The 23,029-nt window shown below is 62.7% G+C and carries 24 protein-coding genes, 1 other RNA gene and 1 riboswitch; of the genes, 9 read left to right on the top strand and 16 right to left on the bottom strand.

Annotation, left to right across the window (positions count from 1 at the left end):
- Positions 1–31: 31 nt before the first annotated feature.
- The 7 genes from hisN (at position 32) to FDW83_RS04730 (ending at position 5,461) form a co-directional block, all read left to right on the top strand.
- Complete coding sequence (gene hisN, locus FDW83_RS04760) at positions 32–844, top strand: histidinol-phosphatase (RefSeq protein WP_138136426.1); 813 nt, start codon at positions 32–34, stop codon at positions 842–844.
- A gap of 161 nt (positions 845–1,005) precedes the next feature.
- Positions 1,006–1,119: riboswitch (SAM riboswitch) on the top strand.
- 37 nt (positions 1,120–1,156) lie between these two features.
- A complete protein-coding gene (locus FDW83_RS04755; RefSeq protein ID WP_138136425.1) occupies positions 1,157–2,572 on the top strand; it encodes an aminotransferase class V-fold PLP-dependent enzyme in 1,416 nt (471 codons plus the stop codon).
- 85 nt (positions 2,573–2,657) lie between these two features.
- Positions 2,658–3,416 (top strand): class I SAM-dependent methyltransferase, encoded by a 759-nt coding sequence (locus FDW83_RS04750; protein WP_138136424.1) that lies wholly within the window; start codon positions 2,658–2,660, stop codon positions 3,414–3,416.
- Between the two features lie 43 nt (positions 3,417–3,459).
- A complete protein-coding gene (locus tag FDW83_RS04745; RefSeq protein WP_138136423.1) occupies positions 3,460–4,173 on the top strand; it encodes a metal-dependent transcriptional regulator in 714 nt (237 codons plus the stop codon).
- Positions 4,174–4,188: 15 nt separating this feature from the next.
- Complete coding sequence (locus tag FDW83_RS04740) at positions 4,189–4,623, top strand: CrcB family protein (RefSeq protein ID WP_138136422.1); 435 nt, start codon at positions 4,189–4,191, stop codon at positions 4,621–4,623.
- Positions 4,620–5,021, top strand: coding sequence for a CrcB family protein (locus tag FDW83_RS04735; protein WP_138136421.1), 402 nt, complete (start codon positions 4,620–4,622; stop codon positions 5,019–5,021). Before FDW83_RS04740 ends, FDW83_RS04735 begins: the two co-directional genes overlap by 4 nt.
- A 62-nt stretch (positions 5,022–5,083) precedes the next feature.
- Entirely contained in the window at positions 5,084–5,461 is a 378-nt protein-coding gene (locus tag FDW83_RS04730) for a hypothetical protein (protein WP_138136420.1), read from the top strand.
- Between the two features lie 10 nt (positions 5,462–5,471).
- On the opposite strand, the gene FDW83_RS04725 is transcribed toward FDW83_RS04730, so the two are convergent.
- From FDW83_RS04725 to ftsE, 6 genes are all read right to left on the bottom strand, one after another.
- Positions 5,472–6,455: a S1C family serine protease gene (locus tag FDW83_RS04725; protein WP_138136419.1), complete on the bottom strand. Its 984-nt coding sequence runs from the start codon at positions 6,453–6,455 to the stop codon at positions 5,472–5,474.
- Positions 6,456–6,613: 158 nt separating this feature from the next.
- Positions 6,614–6,982, bottom strand: a transfer-messenger RNA (tmRNA) gene (gene ssrA, locus FDW83_RS04720).
- Positions 6,983–7,067: 85 nt separating this feature from the next.
- Positions 7,068–7,544 (bottom strand): SsrA-binding protein SmpB, encoded by a 477-nt coding sequence (gene smpB / locus FDW83_RS04715; protein WP_138136418.1) that lies wholly within the window; start codon positions 7,542–7,544, stop codon positions 7,068–7,070.
- Positions 7,545–7,630: 86 nt separating this feature from the next.
- The gene (locus tag FDW83_RS04710; RefSeq protein WP_138136417.1) at positions 7,631–9,076 is read right to left on the bottom strand and encodes a M23 family metallopeptidase; all 1,446 of its coding nucleotides are present in this window, start codon (positions 9,074–9,076) and stop codon (positions 7,631–7,633) included.
- A gap of 24 nt (positions 9,077–9,100) precedes the next feature.
- Positions 9,101–10,015 carry a permease-like cell division protein FtsX gene (gene ftsX / locus FDW83_RS04705; protein WP_138136416.1) on the bottom strand — a complete coding sequence of 305 codons (915 nt, stop codon included), beginning with the start codon at positions 10,013–10,015 and terminating at the stop codon, positions 9,101–9,103.
- Positions 10,012–10,809 (bottom strand): cell division ATP-binding protein FtsE, encoded by a 798-nt coding sequence (gene ftsE / locus FDW83_RS04700; RefSeq protein WP_138136415.1) that lies wholly within the window; start codon positions 10,807–10,809, stop codon positions 10,012–10,014. Before ftsE ends, ftsX begins: the two co-directional genes overlap by 4 nt.
- Positions 10,810–11,461: 652 nt before the next feature.
- Between ftsE and FDW83_RS04695 the strand changes: the two genes are divergently transcribed.
- Positions 11,462–12,889 carry a S8 family serine peptidase gene (locus tag FDW83_RS04695; RefSeq protein ID WP_370281161.1) on the top strand — a complete coding sequence of 476 codons (1,428 nt, stop codon included), beginning with the start codon at positions 11,462–11,464 and terminating at the stop codon, positions 12,887–12,889.
- Between the two features lie 33 nt (positions 12,890–12,922).
- Here FDW83_RS04695 and prfB read toward each other — a convergent pair whose 3' ends face one another.
- The 10 genes from prfB to FDW83_RS04645 form a co-directional block, all read right to left on the bottom strand.
- Positions 12,923–14,041, bottom strand: coding sequence for a peptide chain release factor 2 (gene prfB, locus FDW83_RS04690; protein WP_138136413.1), 1,119 nt, complete (start codon positions 14,039–14,041; stop codon positions 12,923–12,925).
- A 50-nt stretch (positions 14,042–14,091) separates the two neighbouring features.
- Complete coding sequence (locus tag FDW83_RS04685; protein ID WP_138136483.1) at positions 14,092–14,502, bottom strand: pilus assembly protein TadG-related protein; 411 nt, start codon at positions 14,500–14,502, stop codon at positions 14,092–14,094.
- A gap of 32 nt (positions 14,503–14,534) precedes the next feature.
- On the bottom strand, positions 14,535–15,023 hold the full coding sequence (locus FDW83_RS04680) for a hypothetical protein (RefSeq protein WP_138136412.1): 489 nt from the start codon (positions 15,021–15,023) through the stop codon (positions 14,535–14,537).
- Positions 15,004–15,381, bottom strand: a complete 378-nt coding sequence (locus tag FDW83_RS04675) for a TadE family protein (protein ID WP_240720846.1) — start codon at positions 15,379–15,381, stop codon at positions 15,004–15,006. The genes FDW83_RS04680 and FDW83_RS04675 overlap by 20 nt, the downstream gene beginning before the upstream one ends.
- A gap of 43 nt (positions 15,382–15,424) precedes the next feature.
- Complete coding sequence (locus FDW83_RS04670) at positions 15,425–15,634, bottom strand: hypothetical protein (protein WP_138136410.1); 210 nt, start codon at positions 15,632–15,634, stop codon at positions 15,425–15,427.
- Positions 15,635–15,719: 85 nt separating this feature from the next.
- Entirely contained in the window at positions 15,720–16,661 is a 942-nt protein-coding gene (locus tag FDW83_RS04665; protein WP_138136409.1) for a type II secretion system F family protein, read from the bottom strand.
- Positions 16,658–17,512 carry a type II secretion system F family protein gene (locus FDW83_RS04660; RefSeq protein WP_138136408.1) on the bottom strand — a complete coding sequence of 285 codons (855 nt, stop codon included), beginning with the start codon at positions 17,510–17,512 and terminating at the stop codon, positions 16,658–16,660. Before FDW83_RS04660 ends, FDW83_RS04665 begins: the two co-directional genes overlap by 4 nt.
- Positions 17,512–18,735 carry a CpaF family protein gene (locus FDW83_RS04655; RefSeq protein ID WP_138136407.1) on the bottom strand — a complete coding sequence of 408 codons (1,224 nt, stop codon included), beginning with the start codon at positions 18,733–18,735 and terminating at the stop codon, positions 17,512–17,514. Before FDW83_RS04655 ends, FDW83_RS04660 begins: the two co-directional genes overlap by 1 nt.
- 217 nt (positions 18,736–18,952) lie before the next feature.
- Entirely contained in the window at positions 18,953–20,056 is a 1,104-nt protein-coding gene (locus FDW83_RS04650; RefSeq protein ID WP_171027446.1) for an acyltransferase, read from the bottom strand.
- A 505-nt stretch (positions 20,057–20,561) separates the two neighbouring features.
- Positions 20,562–22,148 carry a DUF2142 domain-containing protein gene (locus FDW83_RS04645; RefSeq protein ID WP_138136405.1) on the bottom strand — a complete coding sequence of 529 codons (1,587 nt, stop codon included), beginning with the start codon at positions 22,146–22,148 and terminating at the stop codon, positions 20,562–20,564.
- Positions 22,149–22,291: 143 nt separating this feature from the next.
- Between FDW83_RS04645 and FDW83_RS04640 the strand changes: the two genes are divergently transcribed.
- On the top strand, positions 22,292–22,696 hold the full coding sequence (locus FDW83_RS04640) for a GtrA family protein (protein ID WP_240720845.1): 405 nt from the start codon (positions 22,292–22,294) through the stop codon (positions 22,694–22,696).
- Positions 22,697–23,029: the final 333 nt, after the last annotated feature.

Here is a 23,029-nt window from a genome sequence, read left to right as displayed (position 1 = left end):
CGGAAGCCTTCGCAGACGGTAGTTTGGAAGCATGATCCAACCCGCTTCGAGCTACAACGATGACCTGCGCCTGGCCCATGTCCTGGCCGACTCCGTGGATGACCAGACCATGAGCCGCTTCAAGGCCCTGGACCTCCGCGTGGAGACCAAGCCTGACCTGACGCCGGTCACCGACGCTGACAAGGCGGCAGAGGAAGCCATCCGCGGCCAGCTCTCCCGTTCCCGTCCGCGTGACGCTGTGCTCGGCGAGGAGTTTGGCAGCACTGGCCATGGCTCGCGGCGGTGGATCATCGATCCCATCGACGGCACCAAGAACTTTGTCCGCGGGGTACCGGTCTGGGCCACCCTGATCGCCCTCGTGGACGAGGGCGAGCCGGTAGTCGGCGTCGTCAGCGCACCTGCCCTCGGCAAGCGCTGGTGGGCCGCGACGGGCATGGGCGCATACATGGGCCGCTCACTTGCCGCAGCCACCCGGCTGCGGGTCTCGAATATCTCCAGCCTGTCCGATGCTTCCCTGTCCTACTCAAGCCTGAGCGGCTGGAAGGAACGCGGCAACCTGGACGAGTTCCTGGGCCTCACCGAGGAAGTCTGGCGCACCCGCGCCTACGGCGACTTCTGGTCCTACTGCATGGTGGCCGAGGGTTCGGTGGACATCGCCTGCGAACCCGAGCTCAACCTGTACGACATGGCGGCCCTGGTGCCCATCGTGGTGGAAGCGGGCGGGCGCTTCACCTCGCTGGAGGGCGAGGACGGCCCGTTCGGCGGCAATGCCCTGGCGACCAACTCCATCCTGCATTCCGAGGTATTGCAGCGGCTGAACCCAGGACTGGACGACCTGCTCTAGGAACCTTGGCAACCGAAGATTCGACGGTGGGCGCTTCCGAATGGAGGCGCCCGCCGTCGTAATCTTCGCTAAAACGCGCTTTTCCCTGCGGCGCGTAACAAACCGCTTAACAATTGCGCCGGCTTCATACCTGGCCGCCGCATGTTTTAGTCTCTTACTCAGGTCACGAGTGCCAGCGCAAAACCCCGGTTTGCTGGCCGGCAACCCTCCATTCGCGGTGGGGTGCCCCGGGTGACGACCAGGCCGGTCCGGAGCGGATGCGGCAAGCGCGGATTCCCTAATGCCGGAGTCCTGTCCTGAAGTGAGGTCTCTGTGACAACTGCCACCGTCTCCCCCAGCATCATTTCCGCTAACAACGGCTTCGACGAACGCCAGGCAATTGCGGGCCGCCCGCTCGCCGCCGTCACCGGCGCGGAAATCCAGGCTCCGTTGATCTCCGGCGGCCACGTCCGGTATGCCAACCTGGACTACGGTGCGTCAGCCCCCGCACTGTCTGTGGTGTCCGCCTACCTCAACGAGATCCTGCCGTTCTACGCCAGCGTGCACCGCGGCGCCGGCTATGCCTCGCAGATCAGCACGTCCGTGTACGAGAACGCCCGCAGCATTGTCCGGGAGTTCGTGGGCGGCCGGCCCGATGACTCCGTCATCTTCACCCGGAACACTACCGATTCCCTCAATCTCCTGGCGGGCTGCCTGCCCCTCGCGGACGGCCGCCCCGCAGGCGACGTCCTGTACCTGGATATTGAGCACCACGCCAACCTGCTGCCGTGGCAGGGCGTCCCGCACCGCAGCATCGTGGCCGCGGACACGATCGCCGGCACGGTCAATGCCGTCCGGGCGGAACTTGAGCAGGGCGGCGTGAGTCTGCTGGCCATCACGGGTGCCTCGAACGTCACGGGTGAGATCCTTCCGATCCGCGCCCTTGCGGCCCTCGCGCACCAGCACGGTGCCCGCATCGTGGTGGACGCTGCCCAGCTGGCACCCCACCGGCGGGTGGACATCAGCGCGGACGACGTCGACTACATCGCCTTCTCCGGCCACAAGCTGTACGCGCCCTTCGGTGCCGGCGTCCTGGTGGGACGTCCGGACTGGCTGGACGCCGGAACTCCCCACCTTGCCGGCGGCGGCGCCGTCAAGGAAGCAAAGCTCGACGGCGTCAGCTGGGCCACCGGCCCGGCCCGCCACGAGGGCGGCTCCCCCAACGTCCTCGGCGCAGCCACGCTGGCCCGCGCTACGCAGGTCATTGCCGGACTGGACCAGGACCGCTGGCACGCCCACGAATCCGCCATCCGCTCCTTCCTGATGGAGGGCCTGCAGCAGATCGAAGGCGTCACCGTCCACCAGATCTTCAAGGACACCAACGCGGAAACGGACACCATCGGGGTAGTCAACTTCTCGGTCGAAGGGTACGACGCCGGCCTGGTTGCGGCCTATTTGTCGGCTGAGCACGGCGTGGGCCTGCGTGACGGTCGGTTCTGCGCCCACCCCCTGCTGAAGCGGTTGGGACTGCCTTCAGGATCACTGCGCGCCAGCTTTGGCGTTGGCTCCCGGCTGGAGGACGCCGAGCGGCTCCTGGCCGGCATCGCAAAGCTGCGCCGCGACGGCCTCGGCTGGGACTACGTGGTTGACGCCGGCCGCTGGGTTCCGGCGAACGACACCCGAACCTACCCGCACTGGGCCCCCAACACTCCGGGCACCGCCGGCGCCGCACCCTGCATCGACGACTGAAGGCACTGGGCGCGCAGGGCGTCCCCGCCAGCGCATGCGGTAAATTCGATAGGTACCGCAGGGCGTTGACTGAAGGAGGCCGCACGTGGTTCGGGGTGGCCCCAAGCTTGGTCACGGGCGCCGCCGGGAGCTCGGCCAGAGCTTCCAGGACGGCGGCAAGCACTACCAGAGGGTCCGCCCTGGCTACCCCGCGGAAGCCGCTGAATGGCTGGTGCCGGCCGGGGCCCGTGATGCCCTCGATGCTGGTGCCGGAACCGGGAAGTTCACTGAACTGCTGCTGGCCCGCGGACTGGCCGTCACCGCCGTCGACCCATCCGCCGACATGCTCGACCAGCTGATGGCGCACTATCCGGACGCGACGGCTGTCCTGGGGACCGCAGAAGCGACCGGCCTGCCCGCGGCAAGCTTCGACGTCGTGACCGTGGCCCAGGCATGGCACTGGTGCGACCCCCTTGCCGCCAGCACCGAACTTGCCCGTGTCCTGCGTCCGCACGGCATACTCGGGCTGGTCTGGAACCAGCTGGACACCTCGGTGCCCTGGGTGCACCGGCTCTCCCGGATCATGCACGCCGGGGACGTGTACAAGCCGGACCACCGGCCGCTGGTGGGCACGGAGTTCGTGCAGCTTGAAGGCCATGTAACCCACTGGCAGGACGTGGTGGGCACCAACGACCTGATCGAGCTCACCAAGTCCCGCAGCTACTATTTGCGTGCCGGCGAGGCAACGCGGGCCAAGGTCCTAGCGAACCTCGACTGGTACCTGCATGAGCACCTGGGCCATTCGGAAGACGAGGATCTGGACCTGCCGTACCTCACGCTGTCCTGGCGGGCAGTCAAAGCATGAACTGCCCGGTGTTGCTGCAGCGCCAACCGGTAGGCTTGGATCTGTGAAGACCAGCGCGCCCTCCTCCTCGATCGAGGACTACGTCAAGGTCATCTACTCCTTCACGGAATGGCAGGACAAGCCGATCACGTCCTCCCAGCTCGCCCAGCGGCTGGGTGTGGCCAATTCCTCGGTTTCCGAGATGGTCCGCAAACTGAAGGACCAGGGCCTGGTGGACCACAAGCCCTACAGCGCCATCACACTCACCGAGGCCGGCCTGAGACTGGCCCTGGCCATGGTGCGGCGCCACCGGCTGATCGAGACGTACCTGGTCCAGCAGCTGGGGTACAGCTGGGACGAAGTCCACGATGAGGCCGAACTGCTGGAGCACGCTGTCTCGGACACGTTCATCGAGCGGGTGGCTGCAAAACTGGGTGATCCCAGCCGTGACCCGCATGGCGACCCGATTCCCACGGCTGACGGCAAGGTCCTGATGCCGCCGGCCCGCCTGATGGGAGAGCTGGACAACGGGCACACGGGCAGGATCACCAGGATCAGCGACGATAATCCTGACCTGCTCCGGTATCTGTCTGCTGAGGAGATCGATCTCGACGCCGAAGTCGAGGTCGTAGGGCGCAGGCCGTTCGGCGGCGCCCTGGTGGTGCGGATCCGCAATTCGGGCCGGACCCGGGACTACGACCTTGCGGACGAGATCACGTCCGCCCTGTGGGTCCGGAGCGACCACCCCCATCCCGGCTGCGTGCTGGATGAGGCCTGACATGCCAACTGCTGCATGAGCCCGCGCGGACTCCCCGGGTGGCGGGCCTGGCTTGCCGTTGCTGTTGGCGGCCTCCTCGGCACTGAACTGCGCTACGGGCTTGGGCTTGTGTTTCCTGACCAGCCAGCCAGTATCCCCTGGGCCACGCTTTTCATCAACGTCCTCGGCAGCTTTGTGCTCGCAGCGCTGACAACAGTCTGGATGGCGCGGCCGCGGACCGCCTTCTGGCTGAGGGCGGGCCTGGGCCCCGGCCTGCTCGGTTCCTTCACCACCTTCTCGTCCGTTGTGTTCGCCGCGGACCAGCTTGCGCGGGCCGGCCAGCACCTGGTCTGGCTTGGCTATCTGGGCCTCTCGCTGCTCCTGGGGCTGCTCGCTGCCGCTACAGGCTGGCGGCTGGGCAAGATCCTCACACGCGACCCGTTGGGCGTTTCGACGGTGGAGCGGCCGTGACTGTTGCCGTGCTGGTGGGTGTCTTTGGCGTCCTGGGGGCGTTGTTCCGTTTTGCCATCGACAGCTGGTTTGCCCACCACGCGTCCACCCGCCTGCTGCCGTCCGGGAAGGGGCATGCAGGACTGCATTGGCCTTGGGCAACTTTGGTGGTAAACGTGGCGGGGTGCTTCATCATCGGGGTATCCCATGGCCTGGCTGCGGGACTGGCGCTGGGGCCTGAATGGCAGACCGGGCTGGCCGCAGGACTGGCCGGCGGCCTGACCACCTTCAGCTCGTGGACCACTGCCACTGTGCGGTTGGCGAGCGAAGCGCGCTTCGGCGCGGCCGCCGTCAACCTTGCCGCGAACCTCTTCCTGGGGTTCGCCGCCGCGGCGGCTGGCATCGCGCTGACAACCTAGCCGCGGTTGCCACCGCTTGCTGCCGGTCGCTGATTTGGCGGCCTCCCGTATGGTGGAACGTGATGATTAGCAGACGTGACGCCGCCATTGCCCTTGATGTACCGCTGGAAATGGTCCAGCGGCATGGCCTTCCCAAGTGGATGACGGAAGCGGAGCTGGGTGCGATCCTGGACAATCCGCCACCGTGGCTTGTGCAGTCCCGTGCCAACCGTACGGGCAAACGTCCTGTGTGGGTTCATCTCGAGTGCGCAGTGTGTGGCTACGAAGAGGCGGCCCGACCCAAGAAGTGGTGGCCGGAATTCACCTACGTGGTCTGCCACCACCATGCCCCTGCCCAGGTGCCGGCGGCCCGGCGCGGGTTCGTGCGAAGCGAGTTTGACGGCGTCGGGTCGCGTTTCGTGGGCATCGTGGACGTCGCGGCGCCCGACGGCGGGCAGTAATTTCCCAGCCTTATTTTCCGTTACTGGTCATTTCCTCGGGCACCGCAACGAAATGGATTTCAGTACCCCCACGCAGCACCGCGAGGTCAAGCGGCTGGCCGATGGCGTCGGAGAAAAGCAGCCGCTGCAGGCTTTCTGCATCGCTGACGGGCCTGCCTCCGGCACTGAGGAGGATGTCCCCGGCCGCCAGGCCCGCCTTGTCTGCGGGCGACCCGGGCAGGACTTCCACAACGCGCAGGCCTTCCCGCTGCCCTGTCCTGATCACCGTACTCGGGTTGAGCCGGATGGGGGTGCTGACCAGCCCGAGGTAGGCGCGCCTCACTCGGCCGTCAGACAGCAGGGCGGAAATGATCCTGCGCGTGGTGGAGTTGATCGGAATCGCCAGGCCCAGCCCGGCACCTGCCACCGCAGTGTTGATGCCGACGATCCTGCTGTGCGTATCGGCAAGCGCGCCACCGGAGTTGCCGGGGTTGAGGGCGGCGTCAGTCTGGATGACGTCCTCAATGACCCTCCGGTTGCCGCCTGACCATACGGGAATAGCACGTCCCAAGCCGCTGACCACGCCTGCCGTCACTGATCCCGCCAGGCCCAGCGGATTGCCGACGGCCACGACGAGTTGCCCCACGCGCAGGGACTCTGCGGCGCCGAATTCCGCAGGCGGCACCCGGGGGCGCCTGCCGTGGACCACCGCCAGATCGGACAATGGGTCGGCGCCCACCAGTTCCACTTCCATCCTGCTGCCGTCCGCGAAGACGGCGTGCCCGCGCTGGGTCCCGGCCACCACATGCGAGTTTGTCAGAAGGTAGCCGTCCTCTGTGAAGAGGACAGCGGACCCGGCGCCGCCGCGCCGCCTTCCGTTCCGGCCCGGGGCTGTCATATCGATTGCTGCCACGTGCGGAGTGACGGCAGCCGCCACCCGCATGACCGTCTCCGAATACGAATCCAGCGCACCGTCGTCGTACTCCGGAGAAGCCTCTTCCCGCGCCCGTTCCATGGCGCACCTCCTGGTTGTGCCCGCCCGGCCGCACGCCGGGCCTTACCGATCTCAACGAGCACGGCAGGCCGGCTAGTCCCGAAAGTGCTACGCCGTGGGTGAACGGGCTGGTGCGGCCGGACATGGAAAAACCCCGGTCCGAAGACCGGGGTTTCCCGAGGTGGAGATGGGGGGAATTGAACCCCCGTCCGATGTCGTGTTGTCAGGGCTTCTCCGGGCGCAGTTTGCGTCGGATTTTCTCGGCCCCAGCCATGCTGCAAACAGCTGGCTGATCCGGGCCCAGTCACCTAAGAGTCCCGTTCACCCCGATGACGAGGGTAAACAGCAGTGGCTATCTAAATGACGCCAGGATCCGGGGCGATAGCAACCCCGGGCTGACGGACTGAACTACTGCTTAGGCAGCGAGTTCGAAGTCAGTGCGCTTAGATTCGGCACTTATTGGTTTGCAGAAAGCGTTAACGAGATAATTCTGCATCCTCGGCCCGCTTCACCTGTCGCGACTAACACCGTCGAAACCGATCATCCCCGTATTTTGTTACCAAACCGGCGGGCACCCCCACCGGACTATTTATAGTAACGCATGTTGTGCAGGATTCATTCCAACCCGGCCGGCTAGCCCCGACGGCGGTTGCGTTCCCGCATTTCCCGCTGGGCCTCGCGGTTGTCCTGCTGTTCGCGAAGGGTCTGGCGCTTGTCGTATTCGCGCTTACCGCGGGCAACAGCAATCTCCACCTTGGCACGGCCGTCCACGAAGTAGAGCTGGAGCGGAACGATCGTGTAACCGGCCTCCTGCACCTTGCGGGAAATCTTGATGAGTTCCTCGCGGTGCAGGAGCAGCTTGCGGCGGCGGCGCGCGGCGTGGTTGGTCCAGCTGCCCTGGTTGTACTCGGGAATGTGGATGGCTTCCATCCACAGCTCGTCGTTGTAGAAGGTGCAGAACCCGTCCACCATCGAGGCGTGCCCTTCGCGGAGGGATTTCACTTCGGTTCCCATCAGCGCAATGCCAGCCTCGTAGGTGTCCAGCACGTGGTAGTCATGCCGGGCCTTGCGGTTGGTGGCCACCACCTTACGGCCACTTTCTTTAGGCACGGAAAAGCTCCTCAGTCTTCAGGTCCGATGTCCTCCCGGCCGGTCCGGCGCGGAGTCATACCAGTGTACGGCAGGCCAATCCCCGGTTAGAGCAGCCCCATCGGGTCCACAGCGGTACCGTTCAGCCACGTCTCGAAGTGGGAATGGCAGCCGGTGGAGTTGCCGGTGTTTCCCGAGTAGGCGATCAGCTGGCCCTGCGATACCCTCTGGCCGTTCGACACCACAATGCTGGCGTTGTGGTAGTAGATGGTGTTCAGTGTGTTGCCCTGCACCACGCCGTGGGAAATCTTGACGCGCCAGCCGCCACCGTCCGCGGAGCTCCAGCCGGAGCTGAACACTTCGCCTGCCGCCGCGGCGTAGACCGGCGTACCGCAAGCCGCGCCGAAGTCGATGCCGGTGTGGAGGTAACCGCCCTTGCCGTAGAAGTCGATGGTGCCGGGCGGCGTGGCACGCCAGCCGAAACCGGACGTGATGGGTACGCCGCCGTTGAAGGGATGCCTCAGGCCAAAGGCCGACGGCGATCCCACAGGCGGCATGAAAGACTGCACCGGCGGGGGCGGCGGCGGCGCCTGCCCCTTGGCGGCTGCTGCTGCGGCGGCCGCGGCAGCAGCGGCAGCAGCTGCCGCTTCCGCCTTCCTGCGCTGTTCGGCCTCCCAGGCTTCGCGCAGCCTCCGGTCGCGCTCCTGGATTTCGGCGGCCACCGCGTTCTGACTGGCCTGGACACCGGCGAGCTGGGCCTGGATGCCGGGTTTGGCCGCCTGGAGTTCAGCGTCGAGGCGGGTGGTGTCAGCGATCAGCCGGTCCACTTCCTCCTTTTTCGCCGCAGCATCGTCGCGGGCGGCCTTTTCGCGTTCCAGCGCCGCGTCCGCCTTGGCCTTCAGGTCCCTGATCTCGGCTTCCACAGCCTGCAGCCTGGCCTCGGAATTCACGTTGGTGGCATTCTGCTGGGACAGCTTGTCCATGGCGGCGTTCTGGCTGCGCATGGCCTGGTCTGCGAGGTCCATGGTTTCGGTCAGGCTGCCGCCGCTGTTGGACCCAAAGAACAGCGACAGGTTGGACGGCACACCGCCGGACTTGTAGGCCTGGGTGGCGATCTGGCCGATCAGCTTCTTGGTGTCGGCGATCTTCTGCTTGTCCGTCTCAAGCTGCTGCGTGATCTTGGCCTTGTTCTGCTGTGCCATGTCCACGCGGGCCGAAAGGGCTTCCACCTCTTTAACTGCGCTGGCCACCCGGCCCTGCGCCTCGAGCAGTGCCTGCTGGGCGCCGGGCAGCTGGCCCTGGTAGATCACCAGATCGCTGGCTGCCTTGGCGATGCGGGAATCAACGAACTCCAGGGACTGCTGGACCCGGGAGGCTTCTGCTTCAAGCGCCTTTTGCCGGTCCTCCAATTCGTCAGCGAAAGCTACGGGCGTTGACGATGCCAGGCCGGCGGCCAGGACAACGGCAAGCACGCCGCTGAGGACACCTGTCCGGCGGGCCGCACCGCGCCGTTCACGGCGGGGACGCATGGAAGTCTGGTCAGTTACGTTCATGGCATTCCTTGTTGGTTTGCATACCTAGACGCGAAGGTACCGGCGCAAGGTCAAGAGAGACGAAATTCCGGCCAAGGATCCGCCAAGGATTATCAGTGCCGGGACCAGGATGAGCGTTTGCCCTGACGAGATGAAGGCGGTGTCCGGGTACTGCTGGGACATGTACTCCCCGAGGAAGAAGTGCGCAACAGCCCACAGGGTAGCGGACGCCAGGGCTGCGCCGATCACCGCGGCGATGACACCTTCCAGGATGAAGGGCAGCTGGATGACAGTCTTGGAGGCGCCAACCAGGCGCATGATGCCGGTTTCCCGGCGGCGGCTAAAGGCGGAGAGCCGGATGGTGGTGGCGATGAGCAGGATGGCGCAAACGATCATGACGGCGGCGATGCCCACCGCGACCAGCGAGGCGCCGTTCATGACAGAGAAAAGGCGCTCCAGGAGCTGGCGCTGGTCGATGACTGTTTCCACGCCGGGCTGGGAGGAGAAGGTTTCACTGATGATCTGGTACTTTTCCGGATCCTTCATGTTGATCCGGAATGATGCCGGCAACTGGTCCGGTGTCACGGAGTCAACGATGGGCGAGTTCGAGAACTGGTCCTTGAAGTGCTGGTACGCCTCTTCCTTGGACTCGAACTGGAAGTCGTTGATGTACTGTGCCACCGCCGGCGACTCCAGCAGGGCGTTCAGACTTTCCTGCTGCTCCGGGGTGACGGGCCCGCTTGCGCAACCCGCCGCCGTCGAACCTTCACTGCACAGGAAGATGGCCACCTGGACTTTGTCGTACCAGTAACCCTTCATCTGGTTGATCTGCATCTGCAGCATGCCGGCGGCACCCACGAAGGTGAGCGAGACGAACGTGACCAGGATGACCGAGACCACCATGGACAGGTTCCGGCGGAGCCCGCTGCCGATCTCGCTGAGGATGAACGCGAGCCTCATCGCTGCGCACCGCCTTCGGTGCCTTCGCTGCCTTCGCCCGGCAGGCCGGCGTCGGGTGTTTCCCTGCCGCTGGCGTCCTTGAGCCGTCGGGACTGCCCAACGATGGGAATCATGGAGGTGTAGAGGGCCTTGGCCTCGTCGCGGATGACCACGCCGTTCTTCAGTTCCACCACGCGTTTGCGCATCTCGTTGACGATGTCGTCGTCGTGCGTGGCCATGACCACGGTGGTTCCGTTCTGGTTGATCTTATCCAGCACGCCCATGATGCCCATCGAGGTGGTGGGGTCCAGGTTTCCGGTGGGTTCGTCGGCCAGGAGGATCCCGGGCCGGTTCACCACTGCCCTGGCAATGGCGACGCGCTGCTGCTCACCGCCGGACAGTTCGTGCGGCATGCGGTGCTCTTTGCCTTCCAGGCCTACCGTCTTGAGGACTTCCGGAACGGTATCCCGAATGACGCTGCGGCTCTTCCCGATGACCTGCATGGCGAACGCCACGTTGGCGAAAACATTCTTCTGGGGCAGGAGGCGGAAGTCCTGGAATACGACGCCGATACCCCGGCGAAGGCGCGGCACCCGCCAGCTGGAAATTTTGGCCACGTTCTGGCCGGCTACGTACACGGCACCGGAGGTTGCGCGGTCCTCCTTGAGGACCAGGCGCAGGAAGGTGGATTTTCCGGAACCGGATGCGCCCACAAGGAAGGCAAATTCGCCGCGGTCGATTTCAAGGTTGACAGAGTCCAGCGCAGGCCGGGCTTTCTGGTCGTACACCTTGGTGACATTTTCGAATCGGATCATGGCCCTAAATACCCTGCAGGGCATGGCTGATCCGTGTGATGCAGCCCAGTTCTGCAGCCGGTGCACGGGTCTTCGTTTGGGGAAAGTAGGGCCCCGGCCCCTTGACTATACGCACGATCGCCCGTCTTCCACACGGGTTTCACGGGGTGTGTCGCGGTTTCCCTCGGCGGGCCGGCCCCTTCGCGTTGGTCATCCCATGGGCATACGACAGGGTAAGAACTCCGGGAAGCGTGACAGGGCCTTGGCGCGGCAAAACTCTCACACATCGCCTGCAGGGATATCAGTCTCCGTAAGCATCTACGGGTATGCCGGGGCTGCAGGGCGCATACCATCAGTCTCTGCTTCCCAGCGACTGGCCAACTTATACCAAGGTTTCGCAGGGTTCACACAGGATCGGCTGAGCTTTGTCTGGATGGCAATTCTCCGGTCATAACCTGAAAAAAGCAGCAGCCCACAGCCGCACGCCGGGGCAACCGGAAAGGAATCTACCATCAAGCTCGCAATGCCCTTTTCCCGAATGACTACAGTCCTCCTGCTCTCCACCGTGGCGTTGGGATCGACAGCGACAGCGGCGACAGCGGTACCGGAGACACCAGGTTCCAGCGCCCCGGCGATGAACGAGAGCGGAAATTACTTAGTTCAGTTCGCACCAATGACAGATGTCCCAGCCGAGGCAGAGAGACTGAAGTCCCAAGGTATTGCCGTCAGGCGCACCTTTTCATCGGCTGTCCGCGGTGCAGCGATCAAGGCGACACCAGCGCAGGCGGCAGCACTAACCCGCTCAGGAAGGGTCACTGCCGTCGAGGTGGACGCCCTGGTCAGCACTTCTGAAACCCAGAAGCCGGCTCCGTGGGGACTGGACAGGATTGATCAACAGACGTTGCCGCTCTCGGGCTCCTACGGCCCGGCAAACTCCGGATCCGGCGTTAGTGCTTATGTGGTAGATACCGGCATCTACCCCTCCCACACCGACTTCGGGGGACGCGTCACAGCAGGTTGGACTGCGCTGGCTGACGGCCGCGGGTCAACGGACTGCAGCGGGCACGGGACCCACGTCGCAGGAACAATCGGCGGAAGTGTCCACGGTGTGGCAAAGTCCGTCACCCTCATACCCGTGAGGGCATTGGCCTGCGACGGTTCGGGCTACTACTCAGACGTAATCGCAGGACTCGAATGGATTGTTGGGAACCATGCCGACGGAACTCCGGCCGTAGTCAATCTAAGCATCGGCGGACCGGCCAGCAGTATGCTCGACGCTGCCGTCCAAAAGGTTATGGACGTCGGCATCACTGCGATCGTTGCCGCAGGGAACCGTACAACAGACGCCTGCACGGGTTCACCCGCGCGCACTCCGGCAGCTGTGACGGTCGCAGCGAGCGATTCTTCAGACCGTCAGGCCTCCTTTTCCAACTTTGGTGCCTGCGTGGATCTTTACGCTCCGGGAGTTGGCATCAGCTCCACTTGGCATACATCTTCGACGGCCACGGCGGCTATGAGTGGAACATCCATGGCCACACCCCACGTAGCTGGCGCCGCGGCGCTCCTCCTGGCAAAACACCCTCACCTGACCCCTGCCCAGGTGGCAGACGCGATAACTTCTTCTGCAGTAACGGGAGTCATTGCTGCCTCCAATTTAGGAACTCCCAACCGGCTGCTCCACATTGCACCGGCCGAATCTTCTCCAGTCACAGTGCGCCCGTTCATCGACGTCGACGCGAATCACGTGTTTGCGCCAGAAATTGAGTGGCTTGCCTCACGGCAGATCAGCAACGGCTGGACCGAGCCTGACGGAACCAAAACCTACCGCCCAACACTCGCAGTATCCCGCGACGTCATGGCCGCCTTCATGTACCGACTGGCAGGAAGCCCTGCCTATCTACCCCCGGCAAATTCCCCCTTCACCGACGTAGCCACCAACCACGTCTTCTACAAGGAGATATCCTGGCTCGCCTCACGGCACATCAGCAACGGCTGGACCGAGCCTGACGGAACCAAAACCTACCGTCCAACACTCGCAGTATCCCGCGACGTCATGGCGGCTTTCATGTACAGGTATGCAACGATGGCAACAGCTTCGTAAGCAGGAACAACATCCTGGTTTTGCTGAGCCAGGCTAGGACTTATCGGCGTTGCGGTTATCCGTCCGCCAGCGGATTCCGGCATCGATGAAGTCATCGATTTCGCCGTCGAACACCGCCGCGGTGTTGCCCACCTCGTGCTCGGTCCGGAGGTCCTTGACCATCTGGTACGGATTGAGAACGTAGGAGCGCATTTGGTCGCCCCACGAGGCCTTGACGTCACCGGCCAGCGCCTTCTTTTCGGCGTCCTCCTGTTCCTTCTTAATGAGGAGGAGGCGGGACTGGAGCACCCGCATGGCGGCGGCGCGGTTCTGCAACTGGGACTTTTCGTTCTGCATGGAGACGACGGTTCCAGTGGGTATGTGGGTCAGCCGCACAGCGGAGTCCGTGGTGTTCACGGATTGGCCGCCCGGGCCTGACGACCGGAAGACGTCGACGCGGATCTCGTTCTCCGGGATTTCGATGGAGTCGGTCTGCTCGATCAGCGGGATGACCTCCACTGCAGCGAACGAGGTCTGCCGGCGGCCCTGGTTGTCGAAGGGACTGATCCTCACAAGCCGGTGGGTACCCGCCTCGACGCTGAGGGTGCCGTAGGCATAGGGGGCCTTCACTTCGAACGTGGCGGACTTCAGGCCGGCTTCTTCCGCGTAGGAGGTGTCCATGACCGTGGTGGGATATCCGTGGCGTTCCGCCCAGCGAAGGTACATGCGCAGCAGCATCTCGGCGAAGTCTGCGGCGTCCACGCCACCGGCGCCGGCACGGATGGACACCACGGCCTCGCGCTCGTCATAGTCGCCGGAGAGCAGCGTGACGACCTCGAGTTCCTTGAGGGCCTTTTTGATTGATTCGAGTTCCGCTGCGGCCTCGCCCATGGAGTCGGCGTCGTCCTCGTCCTGGCCGAGCTCCACCAGCACTTCCAGGTCATCGATCCGGGATTCCAGCCTGGTAAGGCGCTCCAGCTCCGACTGGCGGTGCGAAAGCCTGGAGGTGATTTTCTGTGCCGCTGCGGGGTCGTCCCACAGGTCCGGCTCCCCTGCCCGCTCGCTGAGTTCGGCGATGTCTTCCTTCAGCGCCGCAACGTCGGTAACGCGTTCAATAGACTCGTAGGTCGCGCGGAGCGCGCGGATTTCAGCGGAAAAATCAATATTGGCCATGGTGGATTAAGCCTACGCCATCCGGGGAAAGCCCCTGGTCCCGCGTGTTCTCAGCGGGTGAGCCGCGAGCGGGCGGTGGACGCGGCTTCGATGGGGATGCCGCCCGGCACCAGGAAGTTCACCACGGGCGGGTGGACTACGGCGGTGAGGACAACGACGGCGGTGGATCCGTCAGGAGTTCCTGTCGCCCCTGCAACAGCCAGGGAGTCAAAGCGTTCCGACGCCGGGCTCCTGGCGACAAAGTCCGCCGCTACATTCCGGACCCGTGCAGGGTTGAGGACGGCCGACGGGCTGCCGCCCTGCGTTGTGACTTCGCCGAGTGTGTAGCTGTCTGCCGCCGCCAGCGAGGCGCCGTCCGCCAGTGACAACAGCCGCTTGTGTTCCAGGTAGACGGCGGAAATGCCGATCACGACTGTGGCGACCAGCAGGGCCAGCGCCACGTAGCCAAGGATCATCACCATCAGCTGTCCGTCTTCGTCTTTCTTTCCTGCTTTCACCGGAATCTGCCTACAAGTTGGGTGGCTGACGCGTCGACCTCTGTGGCGGATAACCGGAATCCATCGGCGAACGGGATGAATGGCAGGGGGATGGTCAGGTGCACCGTCGTAGTGACGGTTGTTCCGGCCGCCTGGCAGTCGCCCGGGTTGCAGCTGATGGCCAACGTGGCCTGGTCGGGGCTATGGCCGAAATCTTCGAGCGCGATGGCAACGGCCTGCTCCGCTGCCGCCTGTGCTGAAGCAGCATCCGGCTGGGCGACATAAACTTTCGCGGCCTGGTCCGCCGCGCCGACGACAGCAAAAGAACCACCCTGGACTTGGCCCACCGTGATGACGAAGTACACCAGCGGGACCATCAGCAGGAGGGCAAGGAAGGTAAATTCGACAACAGCACTCCCCCGTTCAGGGGCGTCCTCCTGCAGGCATAGCGCCTTCCGCAGCCGACCCTGAATCCGGCGTATTGGGTCAGGGTTGCAGGGCGGCATGGCCCTTCACCTCCAGCAGGTCCCGGGGACCGATCAGCCCGACAACAGGCATTGGCGCCCGCACTGTCACCTCGAGCGTCCGCAGCCCCTGCGTCTTGACTTCTCTGGTGGTCACCTGTTCGGCGAAACCCGGGTTCAAGGCTGTAGTGATTACTGCACGGGTACGTTCTTCCGCGTCGGCGGCACCCCGGTCGGCGAGGGTTCCGTAGCGCGCACCGGAGGCGGCCGCATCGATCAGGGTGTTGCGCACGTGAAGGACGAGGGTCAGTTGGATGATCGCCAGGAAGAACATGGTCAGCAACCCGCCCACCAGGACAAAGTCCACCACTGCCGACCCGGTTTCCCGCGAGCGGGGCATGGAGGTACTCCTCGTGGCTTCGCGGACGGGCTTGAACATCAGGCTAACTGCCCACCGTGTCCATCGCCTGGTTGAACATGGCTTCCAGAGCCGGACCGGCGAGCGCCAGGAGTGCCGCCACCAGGACGGCAGACATCAGCGTGATCATCACCCAGCCCGGCACGTCTCCGCGTTCGTGGTGATCGTTGGCCGGGCGGCGCGACGCCGCCAGGGCCAGGAGGATAAGCCCGCAGCGGATTCCCAGGTTTTTCATTCGTTCTCCCCTTTCTCAGTTCTTCGAAAAGTTGTTCGGTCTCGCGCGCCGGGCTTCTGCCACCGCATTGGTTCTCCCGCCGGCACTAAAATCCCAAACTGATGGCGGCGATTCCGGGAAAGACGGCAAAGACGACGGTCAGCGGCAACACGCCGAATACAAGCGGCACCATCATTGCTATTTCTTTCTTGCCGGCAGATTCCATGAGGTCCCGCTTGGCTGTGTCACGGACGTCCTGGGCCTGGGCGCGAAGCACGTCCGCCAAGGGTGTGCCCCGCTCTACGGCCACAACGATGCCGTCGACGAACCTGGCCAGCGGCGCGAGGTCGGTCCGCGCCGAGAACTCCTGCAGTGCGAGAACGAGCGGCGCGCCTGCCCTGGTCTCGGCGAGGATCCTCGAAAACTCTTTGGAGAGCTCCCCGTTGGCACTCCGACAGACCCGGTCCAGGGCACCGGTGGCGCTCTCCCCCGCGCCCACGGCAAGTGCCATGAGTTCGGCGAGGCTTGGAAATTCAGCCATCATCCGCGCTTCCCTGCGCCGGACCTGGACCCCAAGCCAGTAGTCGCGAAGCATGAAGCCGGTAACCGCACTTGCAATGACAATGAGGGCTGCGAAGACGGCGCTGAACCTTCCGCCTGCAACACCTACTGCTGTGAGGCCCAAGGCGGCTGCAAATCCCGCAGCAGCCCACAACAGTTGCTCCGCCCTGTAGTCGATGGGTGTCTTGTTGATGCCGGCCTGGGCGAGCCTGCGGACTGTTGCGCCCGGTGATGGGTTCAGCCTGGCCAACTTTGCAAGGGCATCGCGGATGACTGGACGCACGATCCGTTCGAGTGGCCCGAACGGCGTCAGCGCCTGCTCACCTGAGCGCAGGAGCCGTGATTCCACGTTTTGTGCCTTGAGTTGCGGCTCAATTCGTTCCGCAAACGTGGTGGCCCGCATGAACGGTGACCTGACCAGAACAAGCCACAAGCCAGCGCCCAGGACGATGCCGAGGATGACTGCCGCGGAAGAAACTGCTGTCATCGGAGCACCCTTTCGTCCTGGGGAAGGGCTCCGATCCTAAGCATGATGGAGTAGCAGACCAACGAAACCACCAGGCCGCCCAGCAGTACCGCCGCGCCCACCGGCGAGTTGTAGGCCTGCACCGCTTCCGGTCGTGTCGCTAGGAGCAGCATGACAATCCACGGGGCAGCGACCGCGAGCCGCGCAGCGTTGATGGTCCATGACTGGCGTGCTTCCAGTTCACTGCGCGTCCGCGCGCTTTCACGCAGGAACTCGCTGAGCGTACCCAGCAGCCTGCCCAGATCCGAACCGCCCACTTCCCTCGTCAGGCGCAGGGCTTCGACAATGCGGTCAGCGACCGGATCGGCAAGCCTGTGCTTCAGCTTGTTGAGCGATCCATCGAACTGTCCCCCGGCACGATAGTCCGCACCAAACTCCCTGAAGAAGGGCCGGAGCTCCTCCGGCCCCTTGTCTCCGAGCTGAATAAGCGCTTCGGGCAACGGCAGACCGGCACGGATCGCGGAACGCAGGTGGTCAACGACATCGGGCCACAGCTGCCGCAACAAAGCGGTTCTCCTTTTCGCCCGCCAGCGGAGGACGGTGATGGGAAGCCAGCCGGCGAAGAGTCCGAAGCACACCGCGATAGGCCAGGACTTGCTCACGGCATAAAAGACGAGGACAACGAGCAGCCCTACGCCCAGGCATGTTCCTGCCAAAGCCCCTCCGGAAACTTTTTCCACGCCGGCGGCTGTCAGAAGATCGCCCAGCCGGCTCGGCCTCTTCTCCCGCCTCTTCTGCTCGGGGGACTCCCAGAACGACCACCAGACCAGGAAAAGCCCGGCTCCGGTAGACAATCCGAGCAGTGCCGCCATCACCGCGCGTCCAGTAGTGCGGCGACGTCATAGCCGGCTCGCGCGAATTTCTCGGGCGCCGGCATCGCGTTTGCGCGTGGCTGCAAGACTCCATCAGCCATGGCAAAGACGAGTGATGATTCGATGATGCCGTTCTCCACCCTGCGGCCAAGGGACAGGATCTCGGTGACTTCCCGGCGCCCGTCAGGCTGCCGTGAGCAGTGCACCACCAGGTCAATACAGGAGGCGACGGTCGGAACGACGAAAGCGCTCGAAATATTCTCCCCGGCCAGCAGCGGGAGTGTGCAGATCTTCGTGACGGCGTCGTGGGCGGAATTTGCGTGGACAGTACACATCCCGGGAAGGCCGCTGTTGAGGGCAATGAGCATGTCCAGGCTCTCGGCTTCCCGCACCTCGCCGACCACCAGGCGGTCCGGGCGCATCCGCAGGGCTTCCTTCACCAAGCGCCGGAGCGGGATCTCTCCTTCACCTTCCAGGTTCGGCTGCCTGCACTGAAGCCCAACAACATCGCGCAGGGGAAACTGCAGTTCGAATATCTCCTCAACCGTGATCACGCGCTCTCTGCTTCCAATGCTTGCGGCAAGGCAATTCAGCATGGTTGTCTTCCCTGCTTGAGTCGCACCGGAAACCAGAATGTTGAGTCCGCTGGAAACAGCAGCACCAAGAAAGCGGGCCGCCTGCGGTGTGAGGGTACCGAGCTGAACCAGATGTTCAAGCCGGCTGGCTTTCACAACGAACTTCCTGATGTTGACCGCCCAGTGCCGGCGGGTGACGTCGGGAATGACTACGTGAAGCCTGGAACCGTCGGAAAGGGCTGCATCGACAAAGGGTGAGGACATGTCCAGGCGCCTGCCCGAGCTTTTGAGCATCCGTTCCACGAGGTCGCGCACCTGCTGTTCTGAAAGGCTCAGAGAGGTCAGCTCGGATTCGCCGTTGCGCGCTACGAATATCTCATTCGGCGCGTTCAGCCATATCTCTTCAATGGTGGGGTCGTCGAGCAATGGCTGCAGGACGCCGAAACCCGCGACGGCATCGAAGAGGAACCTGCGTGCCGAGTCGAGCGGCCCAAGCGGCGGAAGCGGAGCCATCAGCGCCCGCTCGTCGTAGTCGGTGACCGCGGCTTCAACGAGCCTGCGGACTTCCCCCGCCTGCTTCAGCGGGTCCAGGCCGCGTCGGCGGATAAGTTCGCGGACTTCGTCTTCAACTATTCCCAGAGCGTCCATGCGTGTTCCCCCAATAACTGCCGTCCCCAGCGAAAGCAGTTCAACTGGGCTTTAGCTTATGGAGGCATCAACACAGCAACAAGTCATAACGAGAAAATGTGGAAAAGTATCTCCCAAGGCTACCCGCCCCTGCAGTTGCAAAAGTCCAGCCCTCCGGCGGGGACTATTCGGACAACGCACCAACCTGGCTTTCACCGTGCTCAGGCCTGTTGCTGCTCTACGAGCTTATAGGGACACTCGTCCGACTTGGCAAACGGCGGTAGAACTTTGACCTTAGCCGCATTGCTGGAGCCTCAATAAGGCGAAAACTTGCCCAGGCGAGGGGCAGCGTCAATAGCAGACTCAACAAGATAAAAGCAATAACCGGAAGGTCCGGCCAACCAATTTCCAGGATATTTTGGACTGGTACACCGTAGATGTAGACACCATAGGAGAGGTCAGTCTTCGCCCCCAACCGGGTGAACGGCAACACGGACCCCAGCGTCATGATGACCAGGGCGGCCGGCATGGGGGCGAGGACGGAAGCGGTCCCTGTGAATAGAGCGATGACGAGAACTCCAACGGATACCACAACTGCCGGCACGATGTGGATACTGTTGGAGAAGAAATAGACCAGAGCTCCTGCGCTGAATGCAGCAATCAGAGGCGAGGTCATGGTTAGGACGTTAGTGGGAACATATCCTTCGGCCACTGCCAACGAGGTCACTGTGGCTACTCCAAAAGCCCCCGCGGAAAATCCCACGCGCAACCGCCTTGAGCCGAAACATCCAAGTATTCCCACGCCAACATAACAAGCCGCTTCCCAGAAAAGAGTCCAAAGGGCACCGTTCCAAATACCAGGGACAGGGGTATTCGGGACAGTTGTGCCAATGTTGAGTTGATTCACTACCGGTGGATAAAGCAGGAAGTTGCGTGCAACGTAAGTCAACGAATCCACGAGTGTAAACGATCCCGGTGAGCCAACCAGCAGGGATAGTGGGGCAAAGACGAAGGCCACCATCAGGAGACAAACGATAAATCCGGGGTAGATCCTGAGGAAGCGTGCAAGAAAGAAGGAAGACGCAGGCTGGCCGTTCAGGCGGCTTCGAGTGATCAGGTAACCAGACACGGCAAAGAAACCGAGGACTGCCCACTCACCGAGATGCTTTCCACCGGCTTCCGGCTCGGCTCCGATGTTCCCAATCACCCAAGAATGGGAAACGATAACGCACGCAGCCAAAAACAAGCGGATACCATTCAAGGAATTCCGGCCCGGATCAAAAAGCGCAGCCAGCGTTCCCTGCGTGATGGCGGACGCGGCAGGCGTGCTGATAGCGGACATATATACCTTCAAATTATGAGGAGGGGGCTGGACCAGCGGCTGACTAAAGTAGCAGGTCCACATAGAGTACGATCGCTGAGGCACTCATCCTTGGAGGCTCGCAGCCGCTGGTGATGCCATTTTTTCCTCTGCACTTTTCCCACAGATGGATTGACAGCCGATTCGGAGTTGGTATGAATTACCTAGCTCGACTCGAGGGAATCCCTGCACTGTAGCAATAGAGCCGCCTATGTGTCTGTTTACTCAGCTTTGCCTGCTTTTTCAAAACTAAGGCTCAAATATTGTTACCGCGTTAACATGTTTGGTCAAATTTTGTCACGGGACCCACTGTCGCTTCCCGCTGCACCGTAGCGGCAGCGCGGCCCGACGTCCACACGGATAAGCTGCCCCACTATTGGTCGTGCGGGCGCTGGCCTCGAGGGACAATCACAGAGCCGGGTCTGGACTGGTTCCCAGCAGGCTCTGCTGTTCCAAGCCAGCAATTGGCGCTGTGGATCGGAAATTGCTAATCGGCTGCAACGCGGGGGATGTTTCCCCGAGCAGCGCGTTGTCTGGCTTCTTGCTGCGGCAGCGTTACAAGCCGGTAGACGCCAAAAGCGGCAAGCGTGAGAAGCGCCACATATGCAAGCGCCAGGCCTTGCCAAGTGAACGGAGGCTGCCATGTGGGGTCGAACATTTCCGTCCAATTGACCCGTCCTTGCCCAGCGCCAACGGTGTAACGCCTGAGGCCCTCAAGAAAAATGTACGTATGCGCGAGCGCCAGTGCCGTGAGACTCCATCTGATAATCGAGATCGTCCACGGCGTCATGCGAAGAGGGGCAAAACGGGCGGCGACGCCGCAGGCAAGAAGCAACGCGGCAAGAACTGCCAGGATATAGCGCCCCTGCCAGATCCATCCCACTTGTTCGCTGGACGACGCCTGCAACGCAATTGGTGCCCCGAGGACCACCACTGCCAGAAATGCGACAGACCATCGACCGCGAACAGGTCTGGAAGTTAACCCCGCCATGAGGACGGCGCCCATCGCCAAAACCCATGTGTACACCACTGCGGGAGGCGGCGGTGTATCAAGCCACCCCAAGACGCCGACGTACTCCGGCACGTACACGAAAGTCCGATCGGCCATAGTTACTGCAGCCACGTCGCTGGGTATGGGCGCTCCGGCCAACAAACTGTCAAAGCTATTGGCCGTCACCACCCAAGCGAGCGCAAAAACAGAGGAAATTACCAAGACTCCCATCGGCGGCCACGCGCGGCGATACCGCAAAAGCCGAACGAAAGCAGTCGGTCTGTAGGCAAGCACAGCTGCGGTTACAACGACGGCCAGCCAAAGGAGGGAAACAGGCCTCGTATTGGCCAGCAAGGATCCTGCGGCGGCCAGATACCACATCTCCGCCCGGGCGTTCTCCAGTTCCTTGCTGCGCTCCAGGATTGAACAAAGGGACATGAATACGCTGGCAGCAGCGCTGATTTCGAGGGCATTGGGGTTGATACCCGCGGAGAGAAACAGGACGGCGGGCGTGATAGCAACGGCAGCCGCGAGAGTTGGAATCACAAAACGCCGGAGAGTCACAGCACCCGCGAAAACCGTGGCAAGGAAAAAAGCGGACAGCCATGTGCTGAGCAATCGCATGGCATAGAGTGCGGCTTCACCACTCAGACCTCGGCTGCCGATACCCACTATCCCGTAATAGACCGGGTTGTAGTTTCCTGCAGATGTTTGCGCTGGAGTTGGGCCCCGGTCAGTTGTATCCATGGAAGGCGCACAGTCAGCCGTAATATCCGGGCGGTGGGCGAAGCAAATACTGCTCTCAAGGTTGGCAAAGTAGCCCGGAACAGTAACTGTTAGGCGCTCACCCTGAACGCCCGTAGAAACACCGTTGAGTTGTCCCCTTGCCACTGCGGCTGCCTTCACTGCATGTGCAGGCTCGTCGGGTACTGACATCAGGGGCGATGCAAAGCACCAGACACTGCCCAAAAGTCCTATCAGCACCCACGCAATCAGCAGTACCTTACCCGGGGATGGCCGGTCGAAAATCTGCTGCGCAGCCAGCACGAAGCCGCTGGGTCGCATGAAGGGAGATTTAGGCATGATAGCTTTATGTTACTCGGAGGTCAGCTTCACAACGTCTGCAATCTCCATAATGCCGGGGAGAGGTACCAGCGCGAGTGCGACCTACACGAACAGAAACGTCAGTCAGCGAAGCACCGGAAGTCGCTTCAAACAACACACTTTTGAACAGGCTTTACCGCAACTCGGTGCTGAGATTTCTGTTCATTGGCGGGCTCTCATTCGCATTGGATTTGGGACTGCTGGTTGCCCTCCATGAATTATTCAACGTGGATCTGCTGATCGCCACACCTATCGCCTTCGTCGTTAGCCTGGTTTTCAATTTTTTCCTCCAGCGGATTTTCACTTTCCAAGCCGCCAACCACCATGGGATAAGTGCCGTCAAGTATCTGTCCTTGGTCGTATTCAACATTGCCGTAAGCGATGTTATTGTCGCCGGATTTGATGCCCTCGGCTGGTCTTACGTCATTGGCAAGGGAACTGCCACGGTCCTCACTACAATTTGGAACTACTTCCTCTATAAGGAATGGATTTTCAAGGGCAAACGGGAATCAGCCGGAGAAGCCTGAGATTCCACTCCTGGCACGCGTTTCTGTCAGGTAGTAGACGACGGGTGAGGCGCCCAGCTGAGCGCGGCAGCCAGGGTTCCTACTTGCTCGTAACTCCTTGCCCACTTTGCCGAACTGTCCGCGCGTCCCAACCAGTGGAGAACCTGCTGAAGAGCAGCCAGTTTCTCCCGGTGGTCCTGTCTGTACCTTGTTCACAACTGCAACATAAGAACCACTGGTTACATGTAGGTTCCCGATGCTAAGGTGAGCGCGTTAACCATCGAAGCAACACCTGTCCAGGTGCATTCCCTGGGGGGAAGATCCCGGGCAGCAACCAAAATGAGCGCTCAGCGG

Source organism: Pseudarthrobacter sp. NamE2 (genome assembly GCF_005796205.1).
Lineage (GTDB): Bacteria > Actinomycetota > Actinomycetes > Actinomycetales > Micrococcaceae > Arthrobacter.
The sequence above is the reverse complement of the archived record's forward strand: the minus strand, read 5'-3'. Positions and strand labels throughout refer to the sequence as shown.

Bases quoted from the DNA above. Each gene is read 5' to 3' on its own strand.
- FDW83_RS04730 (WP_138136420.1), top strand. From the start codon at position 5,084: ATGATTAGCAGACGTGACGCCGCCATTGCCCTTGATGTACCGCTGGAA.
- FDW83_RS04660 (WP_138136408.1), bottom strand. From the start codon at position 17,512: ATGGCGGCACTGCTCGGATTGTCTACCGGAGCCGGGCTTTTCCTGGTC.
- FDW83_RS04710 (WP_138136417.1), bottom strand. From the start codon at position 9,076: ATGAACGTAACTGACCAGACTTCCATGCGTCCCCGCCGTGAACGGCGC.
- prfB (WP_138136413.1), bottom strand. From the start codon at position 14,041: ATGGCCAATATTGATTTTTCCGCTGAAATCCGCGCGCTCCGCGCGACC.
- FDW83_RS04670 (WP_138136410.1), bottom strand. From the start codon at position 15,634: ATGAAAAACCTGGGAATCCGCTGCGGGCTTATCCTCCTGGCCCTGGCG.
- ftsE (WP_138136415.1), bottom strand. From the start codon at position 10,809: ATGATCCGATTCGAAAATGTCACCAAGGTGTACGACCAGAAAGCCCGG.
- hisN (WP_138136426.1), top strand. From the start codon at position 32: ATGATCCAACCCGCTTCGAGCTACAACGATGACCTGCGCCTGGCCCAT.
- FDW83_RS04740 (WP_138136422.1), top strand. From the start codon at position 4,189: ATGAGCCCGCGCGGACTCCCCGGGTGGCGGGCCTGGCTTGCCGTTGCT.
- FDW83_RS04655 (WP_138136407.1), bottom strand. From the start codon at position 18,735: ATGGACGCTCTGGGAATAGTTGAAGACGAAGTCCGCGAACTTATCCGC.
- FDW83_RS04645 (WP_138136405.1), bottom strand. From the start codon at position 22,148: ATGCCTAAATCTCCCTTCATGCGACCCAGCGGCTTCGTGCTGGCTGCG.
- FDW83_RS04695 (WP_370281161.1), top strand. From the start codon at position 11,462: ATGACAGATGTCCCAGCCGAGGCAGAGAGACTGAAGTCCCAAGGTATT.
- FDW83_RS04685 (WP_138136483.1), bottom strand. From the start codon at position 14,502: ATGGTGATGATCCTTGGCTACGTGGCGCTGGCCCTGCTGGTCGCCACA.
- FDW83_RS04725 (WP_138136419.1), bottom strand. From the start codon at position 6,455: ATGGAACGGGCGCGGGAAGAGGCTTCTCCGGAGTACGACGACGGTGCG.
- FDW83_RS04665 (WP_138136409.1), bottom strand. From the start codon at position 16,661: ATGACAGCAGTTTCTTCCGCGGCAGTCATCCTCGGCATCGTCCTGGGC.
- FDW83_RS04650 (WP_171027446.1), bottom strand. From the start codon at position 20,056: ATGTCCGCTATCAGCACGCCTGCCGCGTCCGCCATCACGCAGGGAACG.
- FDW83_RS04675 (WP_240720846.1), bottom strand. From the start codon at position 15,381: ATGCCCCGCTCGCGGGAAACCGGGTCGGCAGTGGTGGACTTTGTCCTG.
- ftsX (WP_138136416.1), bottom strand. From the start codon at position 10,015: ATGAGGCTCGCGTTCATCCTCAGCGAGATCGGCAGCGGGCTCCGCCGG.
- FDW83_RS04680 (WP_138136412.1), bottom strand. From the start codon at position 15,023: ATGCCGCCCTGCAACCCTGACCCAATACGCCGGATTCAGGGTCGGCTG.